This is a genomic window from Spirosoma areae (assembly GCF_054781775.1).
Window position 1 is genome coordinate 302,007 of sequence record NZ_BAAGTT010000023.1, and the last position, 25,415, is coordinate 327,421.

Below are 25,415 nucleotides of genomic sequence, written 5' to 3' on the forward strand. Positions count from 1 at the left end.
GTCTTGACTTACCCCTGCCTGACTACCTGAATACTCATAACTAACCGCACGTCATCGCTCACCACAACGCCACCGGCTTCGGTAACGCCATCCCAGGTTAAACCGAACTCTTTGCGTTTGATGGTTCCCGTGACGTCAAAACCGGCTTTGGTCTGGCCGTAAAAATCCTGCATCTGACCGCCGTGCTCGACCTTCAGCAACACGGACTTTGTCGTGCCGCGAATCGTCAGGTCACCGGTGAGTGTGTAGGTATCGTCGCCCGTTCTGGTAATATCAGTTGACGTAAATGTTAGTTTAGGGAAGTTTTCCGCGTCAAAAAAATCAGCCGATTTGAGGTGACCGTCGCGTTGCTCCTGACCCGTGCTGATGCTGCTGATATCGGCAGAAAACGTAATTTTAGCATCGCTAAAGTCGTCACCCGCCGTTTCTACCTGCCCTTCATATTGGCCAAACGACCCCGTTACGGTCGAAATCACCAGGTGTTTTACTTTGAACTGCACATTAGAGTGAGAGGGGTCAATTACCCAGGTTGTAGCCGTGGCTGTTTGCGCTTCCATAGTTTTTTAGTAGGTTTATGTTTTGATGTTACAACATTCAATGTATATACATTTAATTTTAGCGAATTGTTCACTGCTGTATGTTATTTTTTCTAATTCAATGTGAATTCAGTAGAATTGACCTTTTAGAGGTTCAGGTCCTCTGCTTCACAGGGCCGCCAAAAAATGCCTTTATCACCTTCATTTCAGGCACATAATAGCCGCCATAATTTCAATCCCTTCCCACAGATACTGAACCTTAACGTTCTCGTTTTCAGCATGTTGATTGTTATCATAGTTTACCACCGGCACCGATACGACATTGGTTTTCAGCACACGCTCGAATAAATACAGCGGCAAACTTCCCCCCGACGAGGGCGACAGGACAATTGGGTCGGGGCTGGTCGACTGCACGGCGGCAATGACACCCTGAGCAATGGGTAAGTCCATGGGCGTTCGCTGGGCGTTGTACCCAATACCCGACGTGATCTTAATGAGTTTCGGGTATTGCTGCCGCTCGGCGTCGGTGGGTTCGTGGTCCATGATATGGTATCCCTGCGCCTGAATATGCGCCCGCACCCGCCCCGTCTGACGGGCTACGTCGTTGCCGCGAACAAGCCGCAAATCGAGCACCGCTTCGGCTTTGGTCGGAATCACATTGCCAGCCAGCGGCCCAACGTTGGCGCTCTGAATGCCATTAATATTCAACGTAGGCCGCATCAATAACTCAGCAAAAGGCAGGCCGTTACCATCGGGCTGGGCAATGCCAAGCTCCTGTTTCAGAGCCGCTTCCATATTCGGCATTTTAGCCAGTGCCTGTTTTTCGCTGGCTGTCAGAGGGACCACGTCATCATAAAAGCCCTTAATCACAACCTGGTCGTTATCATCTTTCATGCTGGCCAGCAGTTTCACTAAGCGCAGGGCCGGATTGGGTGCCCAGTTGCCGTAGTTGCCACTGTGGAGCGGTCGTTTTGGGCCGTAAACCGTCAGGTGCATATTGACATCGCCCCGAACGCCAAACTGCACAATACGTTTGCCCGAGACGTGACGCGGGCCATCGGCAATAATCCAGAGATCGCCAGCCAGTTTGTCGCGGTATTTAGTAAAAATTTCGCCCAGATGCGTTGAGCCAACTTCCTCTTCGCCCTCAAAGAAAAATTTCAGATTGACCGTGGGCGCAATTTTGCTTTTTATCAGCGCGTCGTAGGCATTTAGAATCGTCATGACACCCGCTTTATCGTCGGAACTCCCACGACCCGTAAGCCGCCAGTTGGGATCAATTGAATCGCCTGGTTTATAGGTCGTTACCACCTGGCCGCCCTGCTCAACGGGAGCCGTGATGAATACGGGTGTAAATGGCTGCAACCCCTCGGCCCACTGCTTCGGGTTAACCGGCTGGCCATCGTAATGGGCGTAGAAAATCACTGTTTTTGTGGCGCCGGGTGTACGTACTTCACCAAATACAGCCGGGCCAGTGCCGGGTGATGGTCCCTCAAGCAGGGTAGCCGGAATGCCCCGCTGCTGCATCATTTGCTGAATAAACGCGGCATTTTTACGGATGTTGGCCGAGTCTGATGACACATTTGGAATCGCCAGAAACTGCCGATATTCATCCATCAGGACCGTTTCCCGGCTCTGCCGATACTGACGGACCCGTTCCTGAACGGATTGGGCGCTGGCAGAAACCGATAACACACTGATTATCGAAAAAAGAAGTATACTTTTAAGAGACATCATGCTTTGTGCAGCTTAGTTTATGAACAACAATCGAATCTGGTACGGACTGACAGCCCTTTGTGCGCTGACTTTTCTATTCATCAACAGCCGTAGTTATGCTCAATCGAAAGCTAAATTAGCCAAAATGGGCAATGCCGTATCGGTTATTACCGAAAGTGACATTAAACGCGACCTGTTTGCCCTGGCTGGCGACCATTTCCGTGGACGAGAGGGCGGATCGCTCGACGAACTGAAAGCGTCGGTCTGGATTGCCGACCAACTGCGGGCCATGGGGCTGCAACCCGCTGGCGATGACGGTACATTCTTCCAGTTTTTTCACATTCAGCGGACCCGCATCACCGAGACCAGCCGCCTGAACATCGGCACGCATCAACTCACACACGGCCAGGATGCGTTTATTCTGGCCCCGGCCATTGCATCGGTCGATGCGCCGTTGGTTTTTGTGGGCAAAGGCACCCCCGATGAGTTAGCGAACGTAGACGTGAAAGGCAAAGCCGTCGCCATTGAGTTTTCGGGAATGGCCCCCGCCGAGTTAAGTTACCGCCGATATCTGTTCGGCACCATGACGCGCCGGGCCGCCGACCTGGTGAAAGCCGGAGCGTTGGCCGTCGTCTGGATTTCCGACGCCCCCGCCCAGTTTTACTTCGATCGCTGGACAACCGGCCTCGAGCGGGGCCGCTATGATCTGCCTGGCGGCCCCAATACCCGCGTTTTTTCGCAGGCGCCTACCGTGTGGCTTCCGGCCAGTGCGCTGGAGTGGATCAAACAGCCCGGCCAGCAGTTTACGAACGTCGTGAACGTCGAAAGTTTTAGTTATCCGTCGGTCAACATCGTGGCGAAGGTTCCCGGCACCGACCCGACGCTCAGGAATGAACACGTTTTGTTCAGCACCCACCAGGACCACGACGGCGTTCGGCGGGCCGTGGCCGGTGATTCGATCTGGAACGGGGCCGACGACAACGCCAGCGGTTGTGTGGCTACCATGGCCATTGGGCGGGCCTTTGCCAAACAGCCCGGCAAACGGTCGGCGCTGTTTGTTTTCCACGGAGCCGAGGAGCGCGGACTGCTGGGGTCACGCTATTATGTGGCGCAGCCAACGGTGCCAGGCGAATCCATTGTGGCGGTGTTGAATGCTGAAATGATTGGGCGCAACGCCCCCGATAGTGCGTGTGTGCTGGGACAGCAGCCCCCGCACCGCAATTCGACCGATTTGGTCAACGCGGCTCTGGCAGTAAACGAATCCGATGCCCATTTCAAACTTGACACCCTGTGGGACAAACCCGACCATCCCGAAGGCTGGTACTTTCGGTCTGACCACCTCCCCTACGCCCGTGCGGGTGTTCCGGCCATTGCCTTCACAACCCTGCTCCATCCGGATTACCACACGCCGAAAGACGAACCTGAGCGTATTAATACTGCCAAAGTGACGCGCATTGCCCGCTGGATATACCTCACTGGCTGGGATGTGGCCAATCGACCGGCGCGGGTGCGGCTAAACGAAGGATTCAGGCTGGAGCGGTAAGTGGCTGTCTACATTTTGATAAACTTGCTTTATCCTGTCGTTCCCCGTTGCGGTGTCCTCACCATAGCCGTTAGGTTAAGGAGTTGATAGCTGTCCCACGGTCTGTGTCCTCACAGACTGCACAGCAGGCAGGCAAATCTGGCTGACGCACGAGCGGTCTGTGAGGACACAGACCGTGGGAGGCAGCCTATTGTGTCTTAACCTGACGGCTATGGTGAGGACACCGCAACGGAGAATTTGCAGTTAACTTCGGAAATTTAGACAGCGTCTACGTGAACTGGGTAACAAGGTTGTACTCCCAGTTCAGCTACACATTAGGAACGGTTTTTGCAAACACCTAAACACCCACACACTATTAACTCAAGCCCCTATTCGTATGCCTATTTTCCGTTTTACTCTCTTACTCTGCTTGTTAAGCATAGGGCCGCAACTCGGATTCGCCCAATCCGTTTATCCGGGACCAACCCCCGAAACCTTATTCACGTCTGCTGCTGAAAAAACGTTTCTATCCGACTTTTCGGCGAAATTTAAAACCGATTTCGACGCTGCTGTTCAGTACGCCAGGCTTCAGAACACGGGCATCGACGCCTGGGAGATGGCTCTCTTCGACGCTCGCAAAGCGCAATCGGCCTTCTATAAAGCGTATCCACAGGAAAATCCGTTTTCGGAGGGGTTTAAAAAGTACGTTGAGGCCTGCATTCGCTGGAACTACTGGCATTTGCTGCTGGCCTATCCCATCATCCGGGGAAACGCCCAAACGACGCAGCAAAACCTGATGGCGCTTCCGGCGGTTATGATCGACGAGTTAGCCACACTCCCCGTAAATGATGAAGCCGCCCTGCCCGCCGAACCGTACCAGAACTTTCTGTTTTATTACCTCACCTACATCAACTCGCAGGCCCGAAATTTCGCCAAATACACCACCACCGACATCCATACGAACCTGACCGACAAAGCCGCCCTTGCCCGAAAGCACCTGACGGGCAGGCCCTACCAGTATGCGCTGGCCCGTCTATTAGTCGAAAACTGCGATAAAACCACACCCTCGTCGGTGCGGGCCGTGTTCGGGTTACTGAGTGCCACACCCGACCCGGCGGGGTATGTAGCCGTTGTGAAAACCCGCTGCGGGGAGGTGATGGCCCGCAAAGATGAACCCGCTGCAACAGTTGCCGATAAAAAGAAACCCATTGACCCCTATGCGTTCTCGTTTGCTAATCAAACCGGCCAACCCGTCACCTTCGATGACTTTAAAGGGAAAGTAATTTACGTTGACGTGTGGGCCAGTTGGTGCGGACCATGCCGGGCTGAGTTTCCGTTTTCCAGACAACTCCACGACCGCCTGACGAAGAAACAGCAGGATCAGGTCGTGTTTCTCTATCTCTCCATCGACGACACCGAAGACGCCTGGAAAAAGGCCCTCGGCACGCTTCAGCTATCGGGCGAGCAGGGTTGGTCGAAAGGGGGCTGGAAGTCACGAATCGTTCAGTATTTTGGCATTCAGAGCATTCCCCGCTACCTGTTGATTAATAAGGCGGGCAAAGTCGTTGACGCAGAGGCCAAACGCCCCAGCACGACCGATGCCATCTGGCAGGATATTCTTAACCTGATTGGTGAATAGCGCATCAGACCCGAACGGGTACAGTAGCCTGGGCAATCTGCTGCCAGTTGACATCCACAACCATAATTCCCTGGCTTGTTCCGATGGCCAGTTGGTTGCCCGACACAATGGCTACCCCATGAATCCGGTATCGGGCGTCGATCTGATGCAGACAAACAAGGTCGGGTGTCCAGAAACTTACGATTCCCTTATCGGTGCCAACCACCAGAACCGTTTCGGTTTCTGTCTGGTAATGGCATAGCGCCGTAGCGTAGCCGGTTAGTGTAACATGCCCCACATACGCCTGACTTGCCATATTCCTCACAACCAGAACACCCTCATCATTACCAGCCACGACAACCGGATACTCATTCAGGACAAATACGTCCATAGCGGTCACGGGAATTGCGGCCCTACCCACACCCCAGCTATCTACCTCTTCGGATGAAACGAATTCAATAGCTCGAACTGCACCGTACCGATCAGCCAGAATGACCAGGACGGTAGCTTGCCACTCCAGAACCCGAACACCCACCAGTGATTTCCTTTTGTGGAGAGCACTCATCTGAAAAGGCCAGGGTTGACCATAATCGTATAGTTGTTTCGTATTTATCGCATTTCCAGTCAGCAAATTCCAGGCCCGAACGGCGTACAACCGCTCCCCTCCTCCTTCGATCTGTATCAATTCCATTGCCACAAAGGCAATGGGTTGCCCCTGTATTACATGCACCGTTAGGTCAATCGGTTTGCCATTTATTGGAATAGACGAACCGGTTTCATGACCCGTGTCAGCCGCAATAAACACAATTCGATTCGGCAGACAGACCGCCAGCAAATCAACGCCATTTAGTTTCAGGAAATGCATGGCGACTGCTTCATACAGGATGGGGGCTATCCACTGAAGCCGTCCATCGGCCGTTAGTGCCCGCAACCGCTGAATACCGCTTATGATAACAATCCTGTCCCACTGTACAGTCATCCTGACAAAATTGACTTCTTCGGGAGAAATTTGCAGTTCATTCGCCGGGTCTGCCGGGGTAAGCAGTTCGTTCAAATCCCAGATACGGAGTCCCTGGTCGCTGCGGCTAACCAGCGTGGGGCGGTCGCGCAGGTTGACCAGTCGCCCCCATTCTTTGGGCAGCGAGTAACAATTCGGGTGAAGGGTTAAGTCGAAGGGATCAGGGGTATTTCCGGGGGCAGGCGTTAAGACCAGAATGCGTAATTGCCCATAATTAAGGCCAATCAGATACAAGGTATTTTCCTGTACATACCAATCAATCAATTCACTGAGGTGAAACCGTTCGGGTAGACTCATTTGCCGGTTCGTGGCTGGGTCGAACAGCGACACACCATAAAAATAATGCAGGGCAACGATCCAGTCGGTCGTATCGACGCTGGCAATCAGCAGGGTATTGACCCATCCACTTGGCTGGGTTCCGGCCGACTGCCAGACGATGTTCAAATCGGTCAGATCACGAAGTTCGACCATGTGCCACAATTCGTCACGGCTTCGTTTAAACGAATCCCGGCTGGTGACCAGCACAGGCTGGCCATTGTAGGTCATTTCGGCCAGGCTGTACATTTTATCGCCAACCAAACGGTACATAGCGTTAATGGGCTGTAAATCAGGCAGAGAATAGCCGGTAAGTTCGGTGTTCTCGCTGGTAATGACGACGATGTTCTGCCCATCCCGGTTCACAATCTGTAGGGCAAACACCTTCGACCCGCCCAGTTGGTTGACATCCGTTTTCCCCAGTTCGTGCCCACTCGTTAAACTAAGCACCCGCACTGTTCCCAAACTCCAGGCCACAACCACGAGTACATCGCTGTCTACGGGCAACAGGGCTATGTTGTCCGGGTATTCAGCCACGCCCTGATCATCAATTTTATAGAGATAAGGCAGGAAATCGAGTCGGACGGCTCCGTCGTTCAGGTTCCACACCCGCACACGACCTCCCACGTACCCACAGGCCGCTATTGGGTTGCCTTCAGCATCCGTACCCGTTGTGAGGGATTTACTCAGTTCAGTTGTCGATGCCAGCGCATAGCTGGACAATGCCAAGTGCCACATACCCCACCGGGCAAAGGTGTGTTGCTGTCCCTGAAACGACTGTAACTGCCCGGCCAGGCCGGTAGCTCCGTAGCGAATCGCTTGCCAGCGCAGATCACTCACCGACAGCGTGGCGGCATTATCCGGCCCGTTCTGAACCGCCACCCGATAGGCATTGGCAACCCGGCGGCTCTCTGGCTGTTGCAGCCAGGGCAGATGTGGCATCAGGGCGCCTGGCGAAACAGCCAAAAGAAAACCAACTTCCATCATCCAGCGATCCAATTCCCCGCCTGCCCTGGCATGAGCAGGCAGCCAGGCCCGCAGGTAGGGTTCGTGCGGGACGTTCTGCCAGTCGGGGCCGCTCATCTGGCGCAGCACCTGAGCAAACTGCTGCCCGATAGCCTGGTTACGGCTCAGGTAGCGCAGATAGTCGGCCAGGGCTTTATGAAACAGACGAAAAACCGTTTCACCGTTTTCTGTGTCCTGAATCAGGAAGTAACTCACCTGACCTTTCACGTCTTCGAGGTCATAATTCCGGTAGGACTGCCCGGCCAGTGCTGTGGCTATCGTGTACCAGATGGTTTTTTGCGGCAATCCTTTCCCGTTGGCATAGGCCAGCGGGAGTAAGACTTCGATAATTCGCTGCCGATCTGCTTTACCAAAGCGGTCCAGATCGCGCCCAAATGCCGCTGGCACGTCGGCGGGCAACATCACTTGTTTTTCCCAGCCCGCCACCGATGTATCGACCGGGCGATCAGCCGACTCGAACGACCGGCTCACTAAGCGGGCATACAAAAAACTTCGGTTGGCTTCGCGGGCAATGTAGGCCGCCAGCCGCCGGGCGTTCGTATGCTGATCGGGCGGGGCATATACCGTCGGCGGTATACGGCGGGTGAGCCGGGCAACGACGTAGTCGGCAATGTCGGCAGCCGAAAAATACGTGGGGTTATCTAAATTTATTGCTCTGGCGCGGTCAGTCAAGGGCACCTGTTCGCCAAAAAGCCGGCTGCCAACAATCAGCCGGACGGCTGGATGCCCGGCAAGCGGATACAGTAGTTCATCGGCAATACGACCCGGCTCAATGGCTTCATCCAGCGAATCAACAATGATTCCCAGGGGGGCAGGCTCGTTGGTCAACTGAGCCATTACCTGATCAACGCTGTCTGCCATACCCCCAAGTCGCTGACCGATTGTCTTGATTAAACCGGCCTGCGTTTCTCCGGTTGCATTCAGGCCGATTAATTTCAGCCCATCCGGTAAGCTGAACGGCTCCTGTAGGTCGGCCGGGATTTTGCTCTCCTCTTCGGGCATAGCCGCCAGCATCAACCGCCCCAGCAAGGCCGACTTCCCCGATCCGGGCGCGCCCGTTACCACCCTCGCTTTCAGGTCCGACTGCGGTTGGGCGAGCCAGTCGGCCAGGTCGCGCAACGCCTGCCGACGGCCCGAAAAAAACCACTCACGCGAAAAGGAGTCATCGCCCCCCCAGGCTTTACTGCGCCAGTGCGTCTGGTCGGACAGCAGTTTCCCATCCCAGTCGAGGGTGGCCCTGAGATTGCGAATAAACATCGCTTCCTGGTCTCCGCTGGCGATGGCGGCATACTCGGCCCGCTGGCTTTCGCCCTGATTTTTCAGGTAGTCATTCAGCGCATCTTTCAGCGCATAGGGCGACAGGTAGGTGGTTCCACCTCTGGGCATGAAGGCCTCATTCTGCATGGTTGCCAGCAGGGCTTCCACAAAAACGCCATCGAGAGCCTCGGTAACGGCCCCAACGGAGGTGATGATGTGGCATCCACACCCATCGCTCAATTCGCCCAGGTTGCTATTTTTCAGGTTGCTGAAGAAATCAACGCTGCCCTGCCCGGCATAGCACACATCCAGCAGCAGCAGAATACTCTGGGGAAACGAGTTTTTTTGGCGATTGAGCAACAATTTGGCCAGGTCGCCGGTCTCGATTCGCTTACTGATGCGGCCTTCCTGCGAGTCGGACGTAACCAGAAAATGGTTTCCGCCCTCGTCGATACTACCGTGGCCGGTTATGTACAGAACGAGTTGGTCGGTTGGCTTTCGGTTGCTGCTCAGCCATTGATCGAGTTCGTCTTTAATGGTCTGGCTGGACGCACCAACCGGAATTTTTTCTTTGAGGGGCATCGCATACCCCTGCTCCAGAAAGAGCGTTTCAATATGGCTAACGTCGTTACGAACCCGCTGAAGGGGCGCAAAAACAGGCCAGCCCGAACAGTCGGGCGACGCAATCGTTATGAAATATGATTCCTTGTTCCCGGCCATAAACGCTCATAAAGCACTGCCAATGGCTTCCCCGGCCTCCCGGCTGGTCAGGTAATGAATTGCATCGTGCGACTGCCAGCCGTTATCGGTCAATACATCCGTAACGTTGCCAAAAAGAGGGGCTATTTGTTTATTCAGCGCCACAATATCGCCACTATCGGCAATATTAACCCATTGCCGGACGTGGGCTGGCCAAACACCCCGACCGTTATTCGGTTTGGGCGTAAGTACGTCGAAAACCAGATTGGGAATACCTAAGGGCGAACCCAGCGTAACCAGTGTTTCGACCGGCCAGCCAGGATTGGCGCACAGGGCTTCATACCCCACAATCGCGCCCAGCGAATGACCGACCAGCACACGGGTGTCGGGTTTAATGGTGTTGGCAACCCGCTCCAGAATCTGCGCTTTAATGACCGCATCGTGCAGAAATTTACGCACCTGACGCAACCCAAAAACAAGGAGCCGTTCGCCCCCGAAGGCGGCAAAAAATCGTGATTTCGACAATTGCAGCAGGGCACGCTGCACCGTTGGCGATACGGACGCTTTCCCAACAAACTCCGGCGGCTGGATACCGGTCGACTCGTCGGACTGCCCCTGTCGGGCCAGTTCTGACAGGCGGGCGGCTTCCTGCCACCAAACCATCAGCAAAGCCGCTTCCTCTTCGGTCAGTTCGTCGGGCTGAATCAATGGAATGCCGGCTTTCGTACCTGCCGGGCGGAACAAATCCCCATAAAACACCAGTTCCAGGTCCTCCGCCGGAACTTCGGGTTTTCCGGCCGCCCGTAAGCCGTCGCAAAGTGCTGGATACCAGCTACTATGCAGCGTATGGCCACCTACATATTGCTGACCAATCCCATGAATTGCTACAATCTTTGCCATTGTTTAAAAAAGAGGGGGTTGACTTCCTTACCGGGTATTTACAAACCTGAATGTGTCTTTCTAAAAGTAATCGAAATCAACGACTTACCTGACCATTCTTTAGTATTCGGTACATTTGCCAGGCTATCAGGGTGATTTTCTCCTATATTTATTGACTGGCCTTTCTACTAACGGCACGATTTTCCACCTGTGTTTTACTCCCACGTTCATGATGCTGCCTTCTTACCCGCGCCGTCTGGCCTACTTCACCTGCCTGTTACTGGTTGGCCTGACCACCGCCTGCCACCGGCCAGCCTCCCAATCTGCCCTATACTTCCCACCTAAAGGCGACAATTGGGCACGCCTAATTCCAGAAAAAGCGGGCATGGATGCGGCTTTGCTGGAGCAGGCCGTGGCTTTTGCCAAAACTCAGGAAACAACTCAGATGCCCCCCGATTTTTCGACCCAGGAGGAAATATTTGGTAAACTCCTCGGCCCAATGCCCACCAGTCGGGCGGCTACCAATGGCATTATCCTGCGCCACGGCTACATCGTGGCCGAGTGGGGCGACACCCAGCGCCCCGATCCTACCTACAGCGTCGCTAAAAGTGTGTTATCGACCGTGGCAGGCATCACCGTCGAGCGGGGGATGATTCCAGACATACACGATCCAGTGGCCAAACTCATTCAGGACGGCGGGTACGAGTCTGATCAGAACCAGGCCGTTACGTGGGAGCATCACCTCCAGCAAACCAGCGAGTGGGAAGGAACATTATGGGGCAAAAACAGTGATTTTGTGGGTAAAGAGGCCTTCGGGCGGGGCGAACGGAAACTGCGTCCGCTTAAGAAACCTGGTGCCTACTACGAGTATAATGATGTGCGGGTCAACCGAATGGCTCTTTCACTGCTGCGTTTGTGGAAGAAACCCCTGCCTGATGTCGTGCGCGACGAAATTCTGAACCCAATCGGCGCATCGGATACGTGGCAGTACGTTCCCTATCCGACTGCCGTTGCCGAAGTAGCTGGCAGGCAACTGCCCTCAGTCAGCGGGGGTACGCGCTGGGGTGGCGGGCTGTGGATAAACACGCGCGACGAAGCCCGGTTTGGGTATCTGTTTCTGCGTCAGGGACGGTGGGGAAACGGGCAAATCGTTTCGTCGGATTGGGTAAAAAAAGCCACAACACCCAGTCCGGTCGGGCCGGACTATGGCTATTTATGGTGGCTGAATACAGGCACGAGTCAATCGGGTAAAAAGCCCTGGCCCGATGCACCGACTACGAGTTTTGCGGCCATCGGTGCCGGGTCGAACACCATCTGGGTTGACCCGGAGCACGACCTGGTTATCGTCTGGCGCTGGCACAACGGCAACCCAAATGAATTGATTAAGCGCGTGCTGGCAGCGGTGAAGAAGTAGGCTGTCAGGCAATGGCAGGCTCTATGGATTCTCGGGGCCGCCCGTGCGGTTGATTCTATAGCTACTATATTGCAGTTTGTTACGCCAATAGGATCCATAGAATCTCAATTACGGCAGATTCACTACGAACGCATCTGCAAATAAAGGTCTTCAACCTGTTTTCTGGCCCAATCGGTTTTGCGGAGAAACGTCAAACTCGATTTGATGCTCGGATTACTGACAAAACAGTTAATTCTGATTTTTTGCCCCAGTCGCTCCCAGCCATAGTGGTCAACCAATTCGGTGAGGATGGCTTCCAGCGTTTTGCCATGCAGGGGGTTATTGGGTTGCAGGTTCATGATGCAAACAACGGTTAAATTAATGACCTGCACAACCACCGCCTGCCTTCAGTAGATGGGCTGTCAGAAGCAGGAACTCCTGGCTTATCCATGTGACAAAGTTGCTGTGACCCGCGTCTAAACGATTGTGAAAAAACAGTTCGCTAATGATACCAAATTCCCCAATTTAGTTATATATCAGGATTTGACGAAACAATTCCCTGCTCCGCTGCTAATTGGCAAAACAATTGTATTAAAAAGTTGAAAAGTGCGAATGAAATTTTCCGATTAAATACTCGGCACGCATACTATCTTTGACTTCTGTACCTACTGAGTAACTTATAGATGCCCACCGCCAGGGTGAACTTTTGACGAATAAATATGCCTGCTGCTGAACGCGAACGAATTTACGAACGAGCCGATAACAAAGGCTGGAAAAAATGGGGCCCCTACCTTTCCGAACGTGCCTGGGGCACGGTTCGTGAGGATTATAGTCCTTATGGTGATGCCTGGAATTTCGTTACCCACGACATGGCCCGTTCGCGGGCCTACCGCTGGGGTGAGGAGGGCATTGGTGGCATCGCCGATAACAAAGGACACATTTGTTTCGCACTGGCGTTCTGGAATCATAAAGACAATATCCTGAAAGAACGGCTGTTCGGGCTGTCGGGGCCAGAGGGTAATCATGGTGAGGATGTGAAGGAACTGTATTATTACGTAGACAGCACGCCAACGCACTCCTACATGAAAATGCTGTATAAATACCCGCAGCAGGAATTTCCCTACAACCGGCTGGTTATCGAAAGCATGCGCCGGGGCCGGCAGGAGCCGGAGTTTGAACTGACCGACACGGGCATCTTCGATAAAGACGACTATTTCGACATTTTCATCGAATACGCAAAAGCCGGTCAGAACGACTGGTTAGTTACCGTTACGGCCCACAACCGGTCGTCGAAACCGGCTCCCCTGACCTTGCTGCCCACCATCTGGTTTCGGAATACGTGGTCGTGGGGCTACGAGAAATACAATTCCCGCCCCATGATGAACGGCATTGCCAACAATCAGATTGAGGTGAACCATAAGCAGTTAGGCAAGTACAAGCTCTACTGCGAGGATGCGGATGCGCTGCTGTTCTGCGATAACGATACGAACACGGAGCGGCTGTATGGCCGGCCCAACGCATCGAAATACCTGAAAGACGGCATCAATAACTTTATCACGTCGGGGGGTAAAAAAGGCTTCATCAACCCCAATCAGATTGGCACCAAAGCGTCGGCGCAGTACACCCGGCAGGTTCCGGCTGGCGAACGTGTCAGCATCCGGCTGCGGTTCAGCGATCAGACAACTCTGGCTCAGCCCTTTGCTGACTTCAACGACATCTGGAATCAGCGGGTCGATGATGCCGACCTGTTTTTCGCCGATTTACAGAAGAACGTAACTGACCCCGAACTACGGGCCATTCAGCGGCAGGCCTATGCTGGCATGCTCTGGAACAAGCAGTTTTATTATTACAACGTGAACGAGTGGCTCAAGGGCGACCCGAAAATGCCGGTGCCGTTTCAGGGGCGCGTTTATGCCCGGAATGAAGGCTGGCGGCATATGTACACAGCCAATATTCTCTCCATGCCCGACAAGTGGGAATACCCCTGGTTTGCGGCCTGGGATCTGGCTTTCCACACGCTAACCCTGGCCCGGCTCGACCCGCACTTTGCCAAGCGACAACTGGCCGTTATTCTGCGCGAGTACTACATGCACCCCAACGGGCAGATTCCGGCTTATGAATGGAATTTTGGCGATGTGAACCCGCCCGTTCATGCCTGGGCAACCTGGAAAGTGTATGAAATTGACCGCGACCTGAACGGCGTTGGCGACGTGAATTTTCTGGAACGGGTGTTTCATAAGCTGCTCCTCAACTTCACCTGGTGGGTGAACCGCAAAGACGTGTCGGGCAATAATATTTTTGGCGGGGGCTTCCTCGGTTTGGATAATATCGGGGTTTTTGACCGAAGCCAGCCGTTGCCTATGGGCGGGCGAATTGAGCAGGCCGACGGAACAGGCTGGATGGCCATGTACACGCTCAACATGCTCCGGATTGCCTGTGAAATTTCGCTGACCAGACCGAGTTATCAGGATATGGCCAGCAAATTTTTCGAGCACTTTCTGCACATCGCGTCGGCGATGAACAATCTTGGCAAGCAGAACATCAGCCTGTGGGATGAAGTCGACCAGTTTTATTACGATGTGCTGCACATGCCCGACAACAACGCCCGGCTGCTTAAAATCCGGTCGATGGTGGGCCTCATTCCGCTCTTTGCCGTCGAGATTTTAGACGAAGCCCTGCTCTCTAAACTACCCGATTTCAAACGCCGGGTCGAATGGGTGCTGACCAACCGGCCCGACCTGGCCTCCTTAGTGTCGCGCTGGCACGAGCCGGGCAAAGGCGAAACGCACCTGCTGAGTTTGCTGCGCGGGCACCGGATGAAAATGATTCTAAAACGGATGTTCGACGAAACCGAGTTTTTGTCGGACTATGGCATTCGCGCGCTCTCGAAATACCACGAAAAGACGCCCTATCAGTTTGAGTTAAACAGCGAAATTTTTCAGGTGCGCTACGTCGCGGCAGAGTCGGAGATGAGCATGTTTGGCGGCAACTCCAACTGGCGGGGCCCGATCTGGTTTCCGGTGAATTTCCTGCTGATTGACTCCCTGCTGAAATTTTACCAGTATTACGGCGATGATTTTGAGGTCGAGTACCCAACCAATTCCGGCCAGATTATGAGCGTGAAAGATGCCGTTATTCAGGTGGCGGAGCGGCTTATCAACATCTTCCGGCGCGATGCCAACGGGCAGGTGGCGGCCTATGGGCTGGATAAAAAAATGCAGAATGACCCGCATTTCCAGGGGCTGTACCTTTTCTACGAATACTTTAACGGCGATACCGGCGCGGGCCTGGGTGCCAGCCACCAAACGGGCTGGACGGGCTTAGTGGCCGATTTGATCGAGTATCGGTATAAGTATCAGAATCAGGAAGTGGCGCTTGAGGTTGGAAAGTAGAGACAAAAGCCGGGCCGTAAACCCGGCTTTTTGCTTGTCATTGCCCTACATATTTGCTTACAGCCTCCACAACCAATTGATTAAGAGAAATCCCCTTTTCTAACGAGGCAATTGCCACCCGGCGATGCAATTCGGGTTTCATGCGAATATTAAACGAACCGGCAAAACTCTTTTCCGGTTTTTTTCCAATCGACTGGCATAACTCTAAATAATCTTCGACAGCTTCCAAAAAGGCAGTTTCGAGTTCACTGACGCTGGTTCCTTCAAACGTCACTAAATCGGTTATAAACGCCAGTTTTCCATAGAAAACTTTATCGTTGGCGTTGTATTGAACAGTCCCGACAAAATCTTTATAACGAAGTACATTTTCCATGTGATTACTGGTTAAAGTTGAGTATGTCCTGAATTTCTTTCACCTGATACTGTTTCAAAATAGTACCCGGATGAGGTTTATGTAAACGAATAATCTGTTTGGTTTCCGGGTTAACGAATGCCCGCCTACTGCCCGCTGTTTTCCCTTTACTTATTTCTTCGTACCCAAAATAAGTAAGTAAACGGACTAACTCATTCCAGGTAAAATCCGCAGGTCCCGTCTGAAAACGCTCAATTAGTTTCTCTTTTTTACTCATGCAAAAAATGCAACTATTTTTCAGTTGCAATATAAAAAGTATAGATGGTCAATTAGTATCTTTCTGAAAAAAAGATCATTTGCAGTTTTTATGTTGCCCACCATCACGACGCCCCGCCTAACCCTAACTCCGGTCGATCTGCCCACCTACGAAGCCATTTTTGCCGGAATGCCCGAACTGAGCAGGCACCTGAACCTCAGCGTGCCCCATGAATTCAGCATTTTTGGCTTAGAGCCGTTTCAGTACGTCTACGATAAACTAAAGGCGAATCCGCAAGACCTGGACTGGTGGCTTTATCTGTTCATATCACCTGAGCAACAGGCGCTTGCGGGCGTTGGCGGCTACAAAGGCCCACCCGACAAACAGGGCATGGTGGAGATTGGCTACTCCATCTACGAGGATTTCCAGAATCAGGGACTGGCCACCGAAACCGCTCAGGCGCTTATCGAACAGGCGTTTGCCCATCCTGAAATCAGCCTCGTGCAGGCACATACGCTGGCCGAAGAAAATGCCTCCGTTCGGGTACTAAAAAAATGCGGGATGACCTTTACGGGTGAGTTCGACGACCCCGACGACGGGCTGATCTGGCAGTGGCAGATTCGGCGAAACAGGGCTTTCTGATAAAAATGCAGTAGGTATGAACTCTTTGTAGAAGTCGGTAAAGGACCACCAGAACCCCGTAAGAGTAACATAAAGAGCAAACCCCTACGGGGTTCTAAAAGGCAGCTTAACTACCGATTTCCGATAAAGATGCCACCGCACTGGTGGCCCATCTCTACGAGAGGTTATAATATTTTTATAAGAATGCCCTGTTTAACACGAAACTGCTGTGATGGCAAATGAATAGGTTCGGTTCAACATTTGCGTAAAGTTGAGCGTCATGATTCTACAGCAATAACTAAAGCGGATTGATCTTGTAAAAACGACAGGGGCGGCCAATGATTGGCCGCCCCTGTCGTTTTTACAAGATCAATCCGCTTCGTCGCAGCATCGCCTTGGGGGAGGGTTCGCGGCCCCGGAATTTCTTGTAGAGTTCCATGGGTTTCTCGCTGCCGCCCTTTTCAAGCACGTTCTTGCGGAAACTGTCGGCGGCTGCTTTGTTTTCCAGCCCCCCTTTTTCCTTGAAAAACTCGAACGCATCGGCATCCAGCACTTCGCTCCATTTGTAGCTGTAGTACCCCGCCGAGTAGCCCCCCGCAAAGATGTGCGAGAAAGCTGGGCTAATGGCCACCCCTTGCACACGCGGGAACAGGTTGGCAACCGAATCCACCCGATTTTCAACCTGTGTGATGGTTTCACCGGTTGGTTTCTGACCGTGATAATACATATCCACCAGCCCTAAGCGCAACTGCCGCAGGTTGGCCATGCCCGCCATAAAGTTCTGGCTGGCGCGGATTTTCTCAATCAGTTCGTTCGGAATTACCTCACCCGTCTGGTAGTGCTTCGCGAAGAGTTTGAGCGCTTCGGGGTCGTAGCACCAGTTTTCCATCACCTGCGACGGCAGTTCAACAAAATCGCGGGGAACGCTCGTGCCGCTCAGGCTTTCGTACTTGCCGTTGGCCAGCATCCCGTGCAGGCCGTGCCCGAACTCGTGGAACAACGTCGTCACTTCGTTGAATGTCAGCAGCGACGGCTTGGTGTCGGTGGGGCGGGTGAAGTTGCAGACGTTGATGATGTGCGGGCGAATATTCTGGCCATTCTCGATTTTCTGACCCTGCACGTCGTTCATCCAGGCGCCACTGCGCTTGCCCGGACGGGGGAAATAATCACCATAGAACACGGCTAAGAACTTGCCATCCTTATCAAACACGTCGAAGGTTTTCACTTCGGCATTATAAACCGGGATGTCTTTACGCTCTTTGAAGGTGACCCCATAGAGTTTGTTGGCCACCGTGAAGGCCCCATTCAGCACATTGTCGAGTTTGAAATAGGGCTTCAGCGTTTCGTCGTCGAGGTCATATTTCTCTTTCTTCAGTTTTTCGGCATAATAGCTGTTGTCCCAGACCTGAAGTTTATCGTCCGTAAAACCGTGGGCTTTGGCATAGGTCGTCAATTCGGCCAACTGGCGTTCGGCGGCCGGGCGGGCGTAGGTCACGAGTTCGTTCAGGAAACTCTCCACCTTATCTTTCGAGCCAGCCATGCTTTCTTCGAGCACAAAATCGGCGTGGGTCTTGTAGCCCAGCAGAGTAGACCGCTCGTAACGCAGGTGTACGATCTTGTCGATAATGGCCGAGTTATCGTTCTTGTCGCCGTGGAAACTACGACCATTGAAGGCCATGTACAGTTTTTTGCGTAGCTCCCGGTTATCAGCATATTGCATGAACGGGCCGTAGCTTGGCGCCTGCAGGGTGAATATCCAGCCTTCTTTACCCTTCTGTTTAGCGACGGCTTTGGCCGCTTCGCGAACGTAGTCCGGCAAACCGGCGAGGTCTTTCTCGTCCGTAACCGCCATGGTGTACTCGTTGGTTTCGTTGAGTACGTTCTCGCCAAACTGCAGCGACAGTTGCGCGAGTTCTTTGTCGATGGCCCGCAGCCGCTCCTTGCCGTTTGCATCCAGATTGGCGCCATTGCGGGCAAAGCGTTTGTACGCTTTTTCGAGCAGCATCGCGCTTTCCGTATCGAGTTTCAGACTGGCCCGCTGTTCGTAGACGGCCCTAATGCGGGCGAACAGTTTCTCGTTCAGCGTGATGTCGTTGCCGTATTCGCTCAGCATCGGCGACGCTTCTTTCACGATTTTCTGCAGGTCGGGCGTTGTTTCGGCACTGTTCAAATTAAACAGCACCGACGCGACTTTACCCAGCAAATCGCCCGCCTGTTCGAGGGCAACAATGGTATTTTCGAACGTCGGTTTAGCCGGATTGGCAACGATAGCCGCCACATCCTTACGACCCTGCGCCAGTCCCTCGCTGAGGGCAGGCAGGTAATCGGCCGGGCTGATTTTGTCGAATGGGGCCGTTTGGTGGGGTGTCGTGTAGGGCGCTAAGAAGGGATTCTGATTCATTTTAGGCTGATTCGGCATGGGCTGGGCCAGGGCAGTCGTTGCGACAATGGCCAGCAGCACACCGGTTTGCTTGATTCGTTGATGTGTAAACATACAGATTGAAGAAATGAGTTTCCTGAAAAATACGAAACAAAGACCAACCTGGCAACCCTATGTTGCACAGGCGGTTCTATGAGGTGATTCGTAGAATCGGTTTCCCAACGCCAACAACAAAAAAAGCCGATCAAGCTGACCGGCTTTTTCACCACTCCCTTCTTCACTCAATAGCCATACGGGTTCCGATCATTCCCCCGTCCGTTGTCATAACCACGCCCATTGTCATAACCCCGTCCGCGCCCGGCAGTCCGGTCGTAGGGGCGCATCCGGTCGATGACGCGGTCCCGCTGATCGGGGCGAAGCACCGCCATCATATCAAAAAATTGACGCTGACGGGCCTGCCGCAGGAAATCGCGCTGACGGGGGTCGCGGGGGTTTATAGTTTGCGTTTGCTGGTTGAATCGGTCGCGAATCCGTCGAATCTCGCGCTCCTGCCGACGGGATAAATTCAGTTCACGATCCCACCAGTCGAGATGGCGATCAAACCGGTTGTCGTCGTAATCGTAGTTGTAGTTCGGCTGGCCGTAGCCCGGCTGGCCGGACCGCTGGTTCTGATTGTAGTCGGGGCGTTGCGGATAGTTGTTGTCGGGGTAATTATAGCGTTGCGCGAGGGCGCCGGTCGAGAGCAGAACAACCAGCATGGCGGTTGTCAAGAGGGATTTTTTCATGGTCGTGTACTGTTTCAGGTTGTATTCGCACCTTTGAACAGGCTGCCATGAAATGGTTTAATTTATTCCCAGAATAAAGCTACTAAGTAAGCTGTAACACAGACCGGTCCGCCGTCGCGGTCTGTGTTACATTTTTTTAACTAATACTTATACTCAGCCAACTCCTTACTATCCTGTTTTTGCACCACGCGATCATACTTCGCCCGGTCGAATTCGCCTTCGTTATTGGCGATGAAAATTGTGGCAACCGTATTGCCAATAATATTCGTGATGGAGCGGGCTTCGGACATGAACCGGTCAACACCGAGCAGTAACGCCAGCCCCTCCACCGGGATGACCTGAATGGCCGTCAGCGTACTGGCCAGCACGATGAAGCCACTGCCCGTAACGCCAGCCGCGCCTTTTGAGGTCACCATCAGAATACCGATAATCGTCAACTCCTGTCCCAGCGAGAGGTCAACGCCGAAGACCTGCGCCAGAAAAACGGTGGCCATGACTAAATAAATGGTGGTGCCATCGAGGTTAAACGAATAGCCCGCCGGAACAACCAGCCCCACCACCGACCGCGAGCAGCCCATCGTTTCGAGTTTATCCATGATTTGGGGCAGGGCCGACTCCGACGAGGACGTGCCGAGCACAATCAGCAGCTCTTCTTTGATAAATTTCAGCACTGCCCACAGGCTGATTTTGTAGTAGCGAAGAATCAGGTTCAACACCACAAACACGAACAGAAACATGCTGGCATAGACCGTACCCATCAGTTTTGCCAGTGGCAACAACGTACTTAATCCATATTTTCCAATCGTGAAGGCCATACCGCCAAACGCCCCCAGCGGAGCCAGCACCATGACCACGTTCAGTATATTGAAAAACACCCTCGATAAGCGCTCGAAGGTTTGAATGAGTGGTTTGCCCGTGTCACCCATGCGGGCCAGGCCAACCCCAAAGAGAATCGAAAAAACCAGCACCTGCAAAATGTCGCCGTCGGCAAAGGCTTTAATGGCATTGCTGGGCACGATGTGCATAAAAAATTCGCCCCAATCCATGCCTGCCCCCTGCTCTGTATACTTGCTGATGTCGCCTTTTCCCGATACGGCAGCCGCCTGTACGCCCTCGCCGGGGCGGATGAGGTTTGCCAGGACCAGCCCAATGGCCAGGGCGCCCGTTGTGACAATCTCAAAATAAAGCAGGGCTTTTCCCCCTACCCGGCCCACTTTTTTCAGGTCGCCCATGTTGCTGATTCCCAGCACGATGGTGAGAAAAATAATGGGCGCAATGACCATCTTAATCAGGTTAATGAAGAGGTCGCCGAGGGGTTTGAGTCTGGCGGCTGTTTCCGGGAAAAAGTAGCCCGTCAGAATGCCCAACGTAATGGCAATCAGCACCCGAACGGTGAGGTTATTGAGGAGTTTCATAGTGAAAGAGTGAAAGAGCGAATGAGTGAAAGAGCGAAAGCGGGTCGCTGGAGTGGAGTGAAAACTATACGGCAGTTTTTCACTCTTTCACTCTCTCGCTCTTTAGTTGGAAACAATATGCTGCTTAATCTGGCGGATATGGTCGTTGAAATTCAGGCTCAGGAAATCGATGTTTGGCACTAAGGTAGCCTGCAGATACCCCATAACCAGTTCGTCATGCGGTATGCGTTTGCCAGTGGCTACGCTGATGTACTTGGAGGTAACCCACAGCACATTTTTGAGATGCGTCTTGCCATCGTCGGTCATGATGTACTCCGTAACGGTGGTATCCTCGTTCACATAAATCAACCGGGAAATAATCCGCACCCATTCGCTGACCTGGGCGGGCCGGATGTAGGCAATCTGGTGCTGGTAGACCACCCAGCTTGTTTTCAACTCCCGAAACAACTGGCCGGGGCTGAAATCGTAGAGTTTGGCCACCTGGTCTTCGCGGGCGTTGAAATAATAATCGAAATACTTGGCGTTGTTGAGGTGCTGCAGGGGGTCACAGTCCTGAAAACGGATAATAACCCGCGATTCGGTTTCGGTCGGGTAGCTGCGGTTGGGGTCGCGTTTGAACATTGTCTGAACCGGGATTTACCGGATTAAAATGATTTACAGGATTTCGTTACGTCGTCTGCCGAAGCAAAATCCTATAAATCTATTAAATCCGGTAAATCCCGGTTCAGAATTTTTCTGCCATATTTACGTTTAGACAAAAAAACATTGATTTATTCCTATTCGTACTCATCATGAAAACACTGCGTTATCTGCTGCCCGTTGTTGCCCTCCTGTTTTCGCTGACGGCCTTTGCCCCGAACGATGATTCGGATGGGGTGGTGGGCACGTGGCTCAATGGCACGAAAAAAGGCCACGTTCAGATTTATAAACAGGGTGGTACCTACTTCGGCAAGCTGGTCTGGTTAGGGCAGCCCACCGACCCCGCTACCGGCAAACCCCGAACAGACGAACATAATACGGATCAGGCTAAGCGGTCGCGCCCGTTGATGAATATGCCGCTGATGTACAATTTCAAATACGACGGGGATAATGTCTGGAGTGATGGCAAAATTTATAACCCCGAAGACGGCAAGGAATACAATTGCAAAATGACCCTCAAAGATCCGAATACCCTGCTGGTGCGTGGGTATGTAGGTATTTCTCTTTTAGGGAAAACCCAAACCTGGACGAGAATAAAATGAGGTTTAACGTTCCAGGTTTAACGTTTCAAAAGCCATTGGTGCAGTTCAATTTCCGGGTTAATGACTTAACTTGAAACCTTAAACACTGAAGCTGGAACTTGAAACATCAAACGTTAATCATTGGGGCGGGTCCGGCGGGGCTGGCCATGGCGGGGCAGCTCGCCCACCGAAACCAGCCCTTCACGATCCTGGAAGCCAGTGAACACCTGGGCGTTGCCTGGCGCAACCACTACGACCGGCTCCACCTGCACACGGTCAAACAGTACTCGGCCCTGCCTCACCTGCCCTACCCCGCCGATTATCCGACGTATGTTTCCCGTTTGCAGTTTGTTGAGTACCTCGAACGCTATGCCGACCAGTTTAGCATAAAGCCCCGCTTTAATCAGAAGGTGGTTGGCATTCGCCGAAACCGCACGACAGGCGGGTCGGATGAGTCGTGGGAGGTTCAAACCCAAACGGACATCTTTACGGCTGAGCGAGTGGTTGTGGCAACGGGGTACAACCGGATACCAAACATACCGGAACTGCCCGGTCAGCGCAACTTTCGGGGTATTGTCTGGCATAGCCACGAATACCGCAACGGCGCGCCCTTCCGCGATGAGAATGTGCTGGTGGTGGGGATGGGCAATACCGGCGCCGAACTCGCCCTGGATTTACTGGAACATGGTGCAAACCCTTTTATTTCGGTGCGGGGACCGGTCAACATCATCCGGCGGGAGGTATTTGGTCGGCCTGCCCAGCCAACGGCCATTTTCCTGAGTAGGTTTCCAAACTGGTTTTACGATTTCATGGCTGGGTTGTCGCAGAAGCTAAACGTGGGCGATGTATCAGCATATGGATTGGGCAAACCGGCTCACCCGCCGTCGTATGAAACCCGACTGGGCAAAATCCCCGTCATCGACATCGGCACCCTCGACCAGATCAAAGCCGGAACTATTACCGTTTTGCCGGGTATCGGGCAGATTAATTCCAGGACCGTCAGCTTTACAGATGGTCGTGAATTGCCCTTCGATGCCATCATTCTGGCCACAGGTTACCGACCGGGACTACCGTCGGTTTTGGGCGAAACATTGTCAAGTAACGTTCTGAATGAACGGGGATTCCCAAAAGTTCTTTGGTTCGATGCGCCAGGGGTGCAGGGATTGTATTTCCTGGGTTTTACGACGCCCCTGACGGGGGTGCTCTACAACCTGACCATTGATTCGGAGCGCATTGCCCGGCACATCACCGAAAACAATTCCGTCCCGGTATAGTTCTATTTAGGTAATCAGGGTGATTACGAGGATTAGTCAACGTTATAACCACTACGACCATGAACGAGACAACCATAAAAGGCGGCTGGAACGAACTGAAAGGCAAAATCAAACAAGCGTATGGTGATTTGACCGACGACGATCTAACCTACGAAGAAGGGAAAGAAGATGAAATGTGGGGCAAAGTCCAGCAGAAGACTGGCAAAACGAAAGACGAAATCAACAAAACAATTGCCGATTTATAAACGAAATGGCAATTTAATCGAAAGCCGGGGCCTGTGGCCCCGGCTTTTTTTTATGTGACATTCCTCACATCGGTGGTTCCCAGCCTTTTTCGTATTGCCGACTCCAGAATTTCATGGCTTCGGCATCCTTGATGTGGCCATTTTTCGGGTCAACGGCGAAGGCTTTATTGGTACGATAAGCAATGTTTGCCAGATGACAGAGCAGCGTACTTTTGGCGCCATCGTCGATGGTCGATGCCTGTTTGGCTTTCCCCCGAACAGCCTCGAAAAAGTTCATCACATGCCGGGTTGTCATGTCGCCACCACCGCCTAAGGCTGTACCCGCTTCGGACCCCTTCGACTTGCTGTCTTTAATGACTTTCCCCGCGCGGTCGAATAGCGTGTAGCCGCCCCGGTCCACATACACCGTGCCATTGGTTCCGTAAATAAACGTACCCCGGTCGCTGCCATAGGTTTTTTGGGCGTTCCGGCTTCGACCATCCCACTTGATGATTTTATCGCCCGGAAACCGGAACGTGGCGTCCATTGTATCGTATATCTCCCAGCCATCTTCCACAAAATAGCGCTTGGCAGCCTCAACGGAGACGTACTCTGGAAACTCAGCCTGCAAGGCCCAGCGGGCCATATCGAGTTCGTGGGTCGCGTTGTTGCCCGATTCGCCGGTGCCATACGTCCAGCCATACCAGTGCCAGTTATAATCCCAGGTTTCGGATGTGTATTCCCGGCGCGGAGCCGGCCCCTGAAACAACTCCCAGTCCAGTCCGTCGGGTACGGGGGCTTTTTTCTGATGTGGTACTTCTCCCCGCCCGTTGGCGTAGAAGGCAACGGCCTTGAACGCCTTTCCGATGACCCCGTTATGAATCTGATTGATAATGTCGATGGACTCAACCGACGAGCGTTGCTGGTTGCCCATCTGAATAATTTTGCCGGACTTTTTCTGAAGTTCAACCAGAATTTCACCTTCGCGGGGGTTGTGGCTGCATGGCTTTTCGACGTACACGTGTTTGCCCCCCTGCACGGCTAACCAGGTGCCGGGCGCGTGCCAGTGGTCGGGGGTGGCGTTGATGAGCACGTCCACATTTTTGTCGGCGATGACTTTGCGGATGTCGTTTTCCAGCTTTGGCGTGTAGGTGATGTGTTTAGAAAATTTCTGCACCGCCGATTCCCGCTGTTTTTTCATTACATCGCACAGATATACCAGTTCGACATTGCTGTCTTTGCTCCCAATCGGTTCGTAATACGCTTCCAGCCGCCGACCCAGTCCGGCAATGGCGACGTTCAGCCGCTCATTGGCGCCAATAATTTTGGCGTAACTCTTCGCCGACATACCCGGCGCCAGCCCGCCAATTGTGATGCCTGCTGTGCCTAATGCCGCTTTTTTAATAAATTCTCTGCGTGAATTTTCCATGATTTAAGTAGTTTTTGAATCGTAGTTTCAGGTTTCAGCCGGCCCGCCGGGGCGGTTCAACGTTCTAAGTTACGATGTGTGTCAGCCA

The 25,415-nt window shown here is 53.0% G+C and carries 20 protein-coding genes; 8 read left to right on the forward strand and 12 right to left on the reverse strand.

Going from position 1 to position 25,415, the window contains the following annotated elements; all coding sequences use genetic code 11:
* Positions 1-8: 8 nt before the first annotated feature.
* On the reverse strand, positions 9-557 hold the full coding sequence (locus ACYVI1_RS10045) for a YceI family protein (RefSeq protein WP_460909448.1): 549 nt from the start codon (positions 555-557) through the stop codon (positions 9-11).
* Between the two features lie 180 nt (positions 558-737).
* Positions 738-2,273 carry a M20/M25/M40 family metallo-hydrolase gene (locus tag ACYVI1_RS10050; protein ID WP_460909451.1) on the reverse strand — a complete coding sequence of 512 codons (1,536 nt, stop codon included), beginning with the start codon at positions 2,271-2,273 and terminating at the stop codon, positions 738-740.
* Positions 2,274-2,292: 19 nt separating this feature from the next.
* On the opposite strand from ACYVI1_RS10050, the gene ACYVI1_RS10055 reads away from it, so the two are divergent.
* Positions 2,293-3,795: a M28 family peptidase gene (locus tag ACYVI1_RS10055; protein WP_460909453.1), complete on the forward strand. Its 1,503-nt coding sequence runs from the start codon at positions 2,293-2,295 to the stop codon at positions 3,793-3,795.
* A gap of 376 nt (positions 3,796-4,171) precedes the next feature.
* Positions 4,172-5,413 (forward strand): TlpA family protein disulfide reductase, encoded by a 1,242-nt coding sequence (locus tag ACYVI1_RS10060; RefSeq protein WP_460909455.1) that lies wholly within the window; start codon positions 4,172-4,174, stop codon positions 5,411-5,413.
* Positions 5,414-5,417: 4 nt separating this feature from the next.
* On the opposite strand, the gene ACYVI1_RS10065 is transcribed toward ACYVI1_RS10060, so the two are convergent.
* Positions 5,418-9,728 carry a hypothetical protein gene (locus ACYVI1_RS10065; RefSeq protein WP_460909457.1) on the reverse strand — a complete coding sequence of 1,437 codons (4,311 nt, stop codon included), beginning with the start codon at positions 9,726-9,728 and terminating at the stop codon, positions 5,418-5,420.
* 6 nt (positions 9,729-9,734) lie between these two features.
* Positions 9,735-10,607, reverse strand: a complete 873-nt coding sequence (locus ACYVI1_RS10070; RefSeq protein WP_460909460.1) for a PGAP1-like alpha/beta domain-containing protein — start codon at positions 10,605-10,607, stop codon at positions 9,735-9,737.
* A gap of 208 nt (positions 10,608-10,815) precedes the next feature.
* Between ACYVI1_RS10070 and ACYVI1_RS10075 the strand changes: the two genes are divergently transcribed.
* Positions 10,816-12,000, forward strand: a complete 1,185-nt coding sequence (locus ACYVI1_RS10075) for a serine hydrolase domain-containing protein (protein ID WP_460909462.1) — start codon at positions 10,816-10,818, stop codon at positions 11,998-12,000.
* 122 nt (positions 12,001-12,122) lie between these two features.
* On the opposite strand, the gene ACYVI1_RS10080 is transcribed toward ACYVI1_RS10075, so the two are convergent.
* Positions 12,123-12,338 carry a VF530 family protein gene (locus ACYVI1_RS10080; protein WP_460909463.1) on the reverse strand — a complete coding sequence of 72 codons (216 nt, stop codon included), beginning with the start codon at positions 12,336-12,338 and terminating at the stop codon, positions 12,123-12,125.
* 360 nt (positions 12,339-12,698) lie between these two features.
* Between ACYVI1_RS10080 and ACYVI1_RS10085 the strand changes: the two genes are divergently transcribed.
* Positions 12,699-15,371, forward strand: coding sequence for an MGH1-like glycoside hydrolase domain-containing protein (locus ACYVI1_RS10085; RefSeq protein WP_460909466.1), 2,673 nt, complete (start codon positions 12,699-12,701; stop codon positions 15,369-15,371).
* A gap of 37 nt (positions 15,372-15,408) precedes the next feature.
* Here the strand turns inward: ACYVI1_RS10085 and ACYVI1_RS10090 are convergent, their stop codons facing one another.
* Together ACYVI1_RS10090 and ACYVI1_RS10095 are read right to left on the reverse strand one after the other, a co-directional pair.
* Complete coding sequence (locus ACYVI1_RS10090) at positions 15,409-15,744, reverse strand: type II toxin-antitoxin system HicB family antitoxin (RefSeq protein WP_460909468.1); 336 nt, start codon at positions 15,742-15,744, stop codon at positions 15,409-15,411.
* Between the two features lie 4 nt (positions 15,745-15,748).
* Positions 15,749-16,000, reverse strand: coding sequence for a type II toxin-antitoxin system HicA family toxin (locus ACYVI1_RS10095; protein ID WP_460909470.1), 252 nt, complete (start codon positions 15,998-16,000; stop codon positions 15,749-15,751).
* A 90-nt stretch (positions 16,001-16,090) separates the two neighbouring features.
* On the opposite strand from ACYVI1_RS10095, the gene ACYVI1_RS10100 reads away from it, so the two are divergent.
* Positions 16,091-16,621, forward strand: a complete 531-nt coding sequence (locus ACYVI1_RS10100) for a GNAT family N-acetyltransferase (protein WP_460909472.1) — start codon at positions 16,091-16,093, stop codon at positions 16,619-16,621.
* A gap of 340 nt (positions 16,622-16,961) precedes the next feature.
* Here the strand turns inward: ACYVI1_RS10100 and ACYVI1_RS10105 are convergent, their stop codons facing one another.
* The 4 genes from ACYVI1_RS10105 to ACYVI1_RS10120 all read right to left on the reverse strand — a co-directional run bounded on the left by ACYVI1_RS10105 (position 16,962) and on the right by ACYVI1_RS10120 (position 21,801).
* Positions 16,962-19,019 (reverse strand): M3 family metallopeptidase, encoded by a 2,058-nt coding sequence (locus ACYVI1_RS10105; RefSeq protein ID WP_460909505.1) that lies wholly within the window; start codon positions 19,017-19,019, stop codon positions 16,962-16,964.
* A 242-nt stretch (positions 19,020-19,261) separates the two neighbouring features.
* The gene (locus ACYVI1_RS10110) at positions 19,262-19,765 is read right to left on the reverse strand and encodes a hypothetical protein (protein ID WP_460909474.1); all 504 of its coding nucleotides are present in this window, start codon (positions 19,763-19,765) and stop codon (positions 19,262-19,264) included.
* Between the two features lie 140 nt (positions 19,766-19,905).
* Positions 19,906-21,180, reverse strand: a complete 1,275-nt coding sequence (locus ACYVI1_RS10115) for a dicarboxylate/amino acid:cation symporter (protein ID WP_460909476.1) — start codon at positions 21,178-21,180, stop codon at positions 19,906-19,908.
* Positions 21,181-21,282: 102 nt separating this feature from the next.
* On the reverse strand, positions 21,283-21,801 hold the full coding sequence (locus ACYVI1_RS10120; protein WP_460909478.1) for an acyl-CoA thioesterase: 519 nt from the start codon (positions 21,799-21,801) through the stop codon (positions 21,283-21,285).
* A gap of 170 nt (positions 21,802-21,971) precedes the next feature.
* Here ACYVI1_RS10120 and ACYVI1_RS10125 point away from each other — a divergent pair, with 170 nt between their 5' ends.
* The 3 genes from ACYVI1_RS10125 to ACYVI1_RS10135 all read left to right on the forward strand — a co-directional run bounded on the left by ACYVI1_RS10125 (position 21,972) and on the right by ACYVI1_RS10135 (position 23,919).
* Positions 21,972-22,421: a DUF2147 domain-containing protein gene (locus ACYVI1_RS10125; protein WP_460909480.1), complete on the forward strand. Its 450-nt coding sequence runs from the start codon at positions 21,972-21,974 to the stop codon at positions 22,419-22,421.
* A 98-nt stretch (positions 22,422-22,519) separates the two neighbouring features.
* On the forward strand, positions 22,520-23,674 hold the full coding sequence (locus tag ACYVI1_RS10130) for a flavin-containing monooxygenase (RefSeq protein WP_460909482.1): 1,155 nt from the start codon (positions 22,520-22,522) through the stop codon (positions 23,672-23,674).
* A gap of 59 nt (positions 23,675-23,733) precedes the next feature.
* Positions 23,734-23,919, forward strand: coding sequence for a CsbD family protein (locus ACYVI1_RS10135; RefSeq protein ID WP_460909484.1), 186 nt, complete (start codon positions 23,734-23,736; stop codon positions 23,917-23,919).
* A gap of 64 nt (positions 23,920-23,983) precedes the next feature.
* Here ACYVI1_RS10135 and ACYVI1_RS10140 read toward each other — a convergent pair whose 3' ends face one another.
* Positions 23,984-25,327: a Gfo/Idh/MocA family protein gene (locus ACYVI1_RS10140; RefSeq protein WP_460909486.1), complete on the reverse strand. Its 1,344-nt coding sequence runs from the start codon at positions 25,325-25,327 to the stop codon at positions 23,984-23,986.
* Positions 25,328-25,415 lie beyond the last annotated feature (88 nt).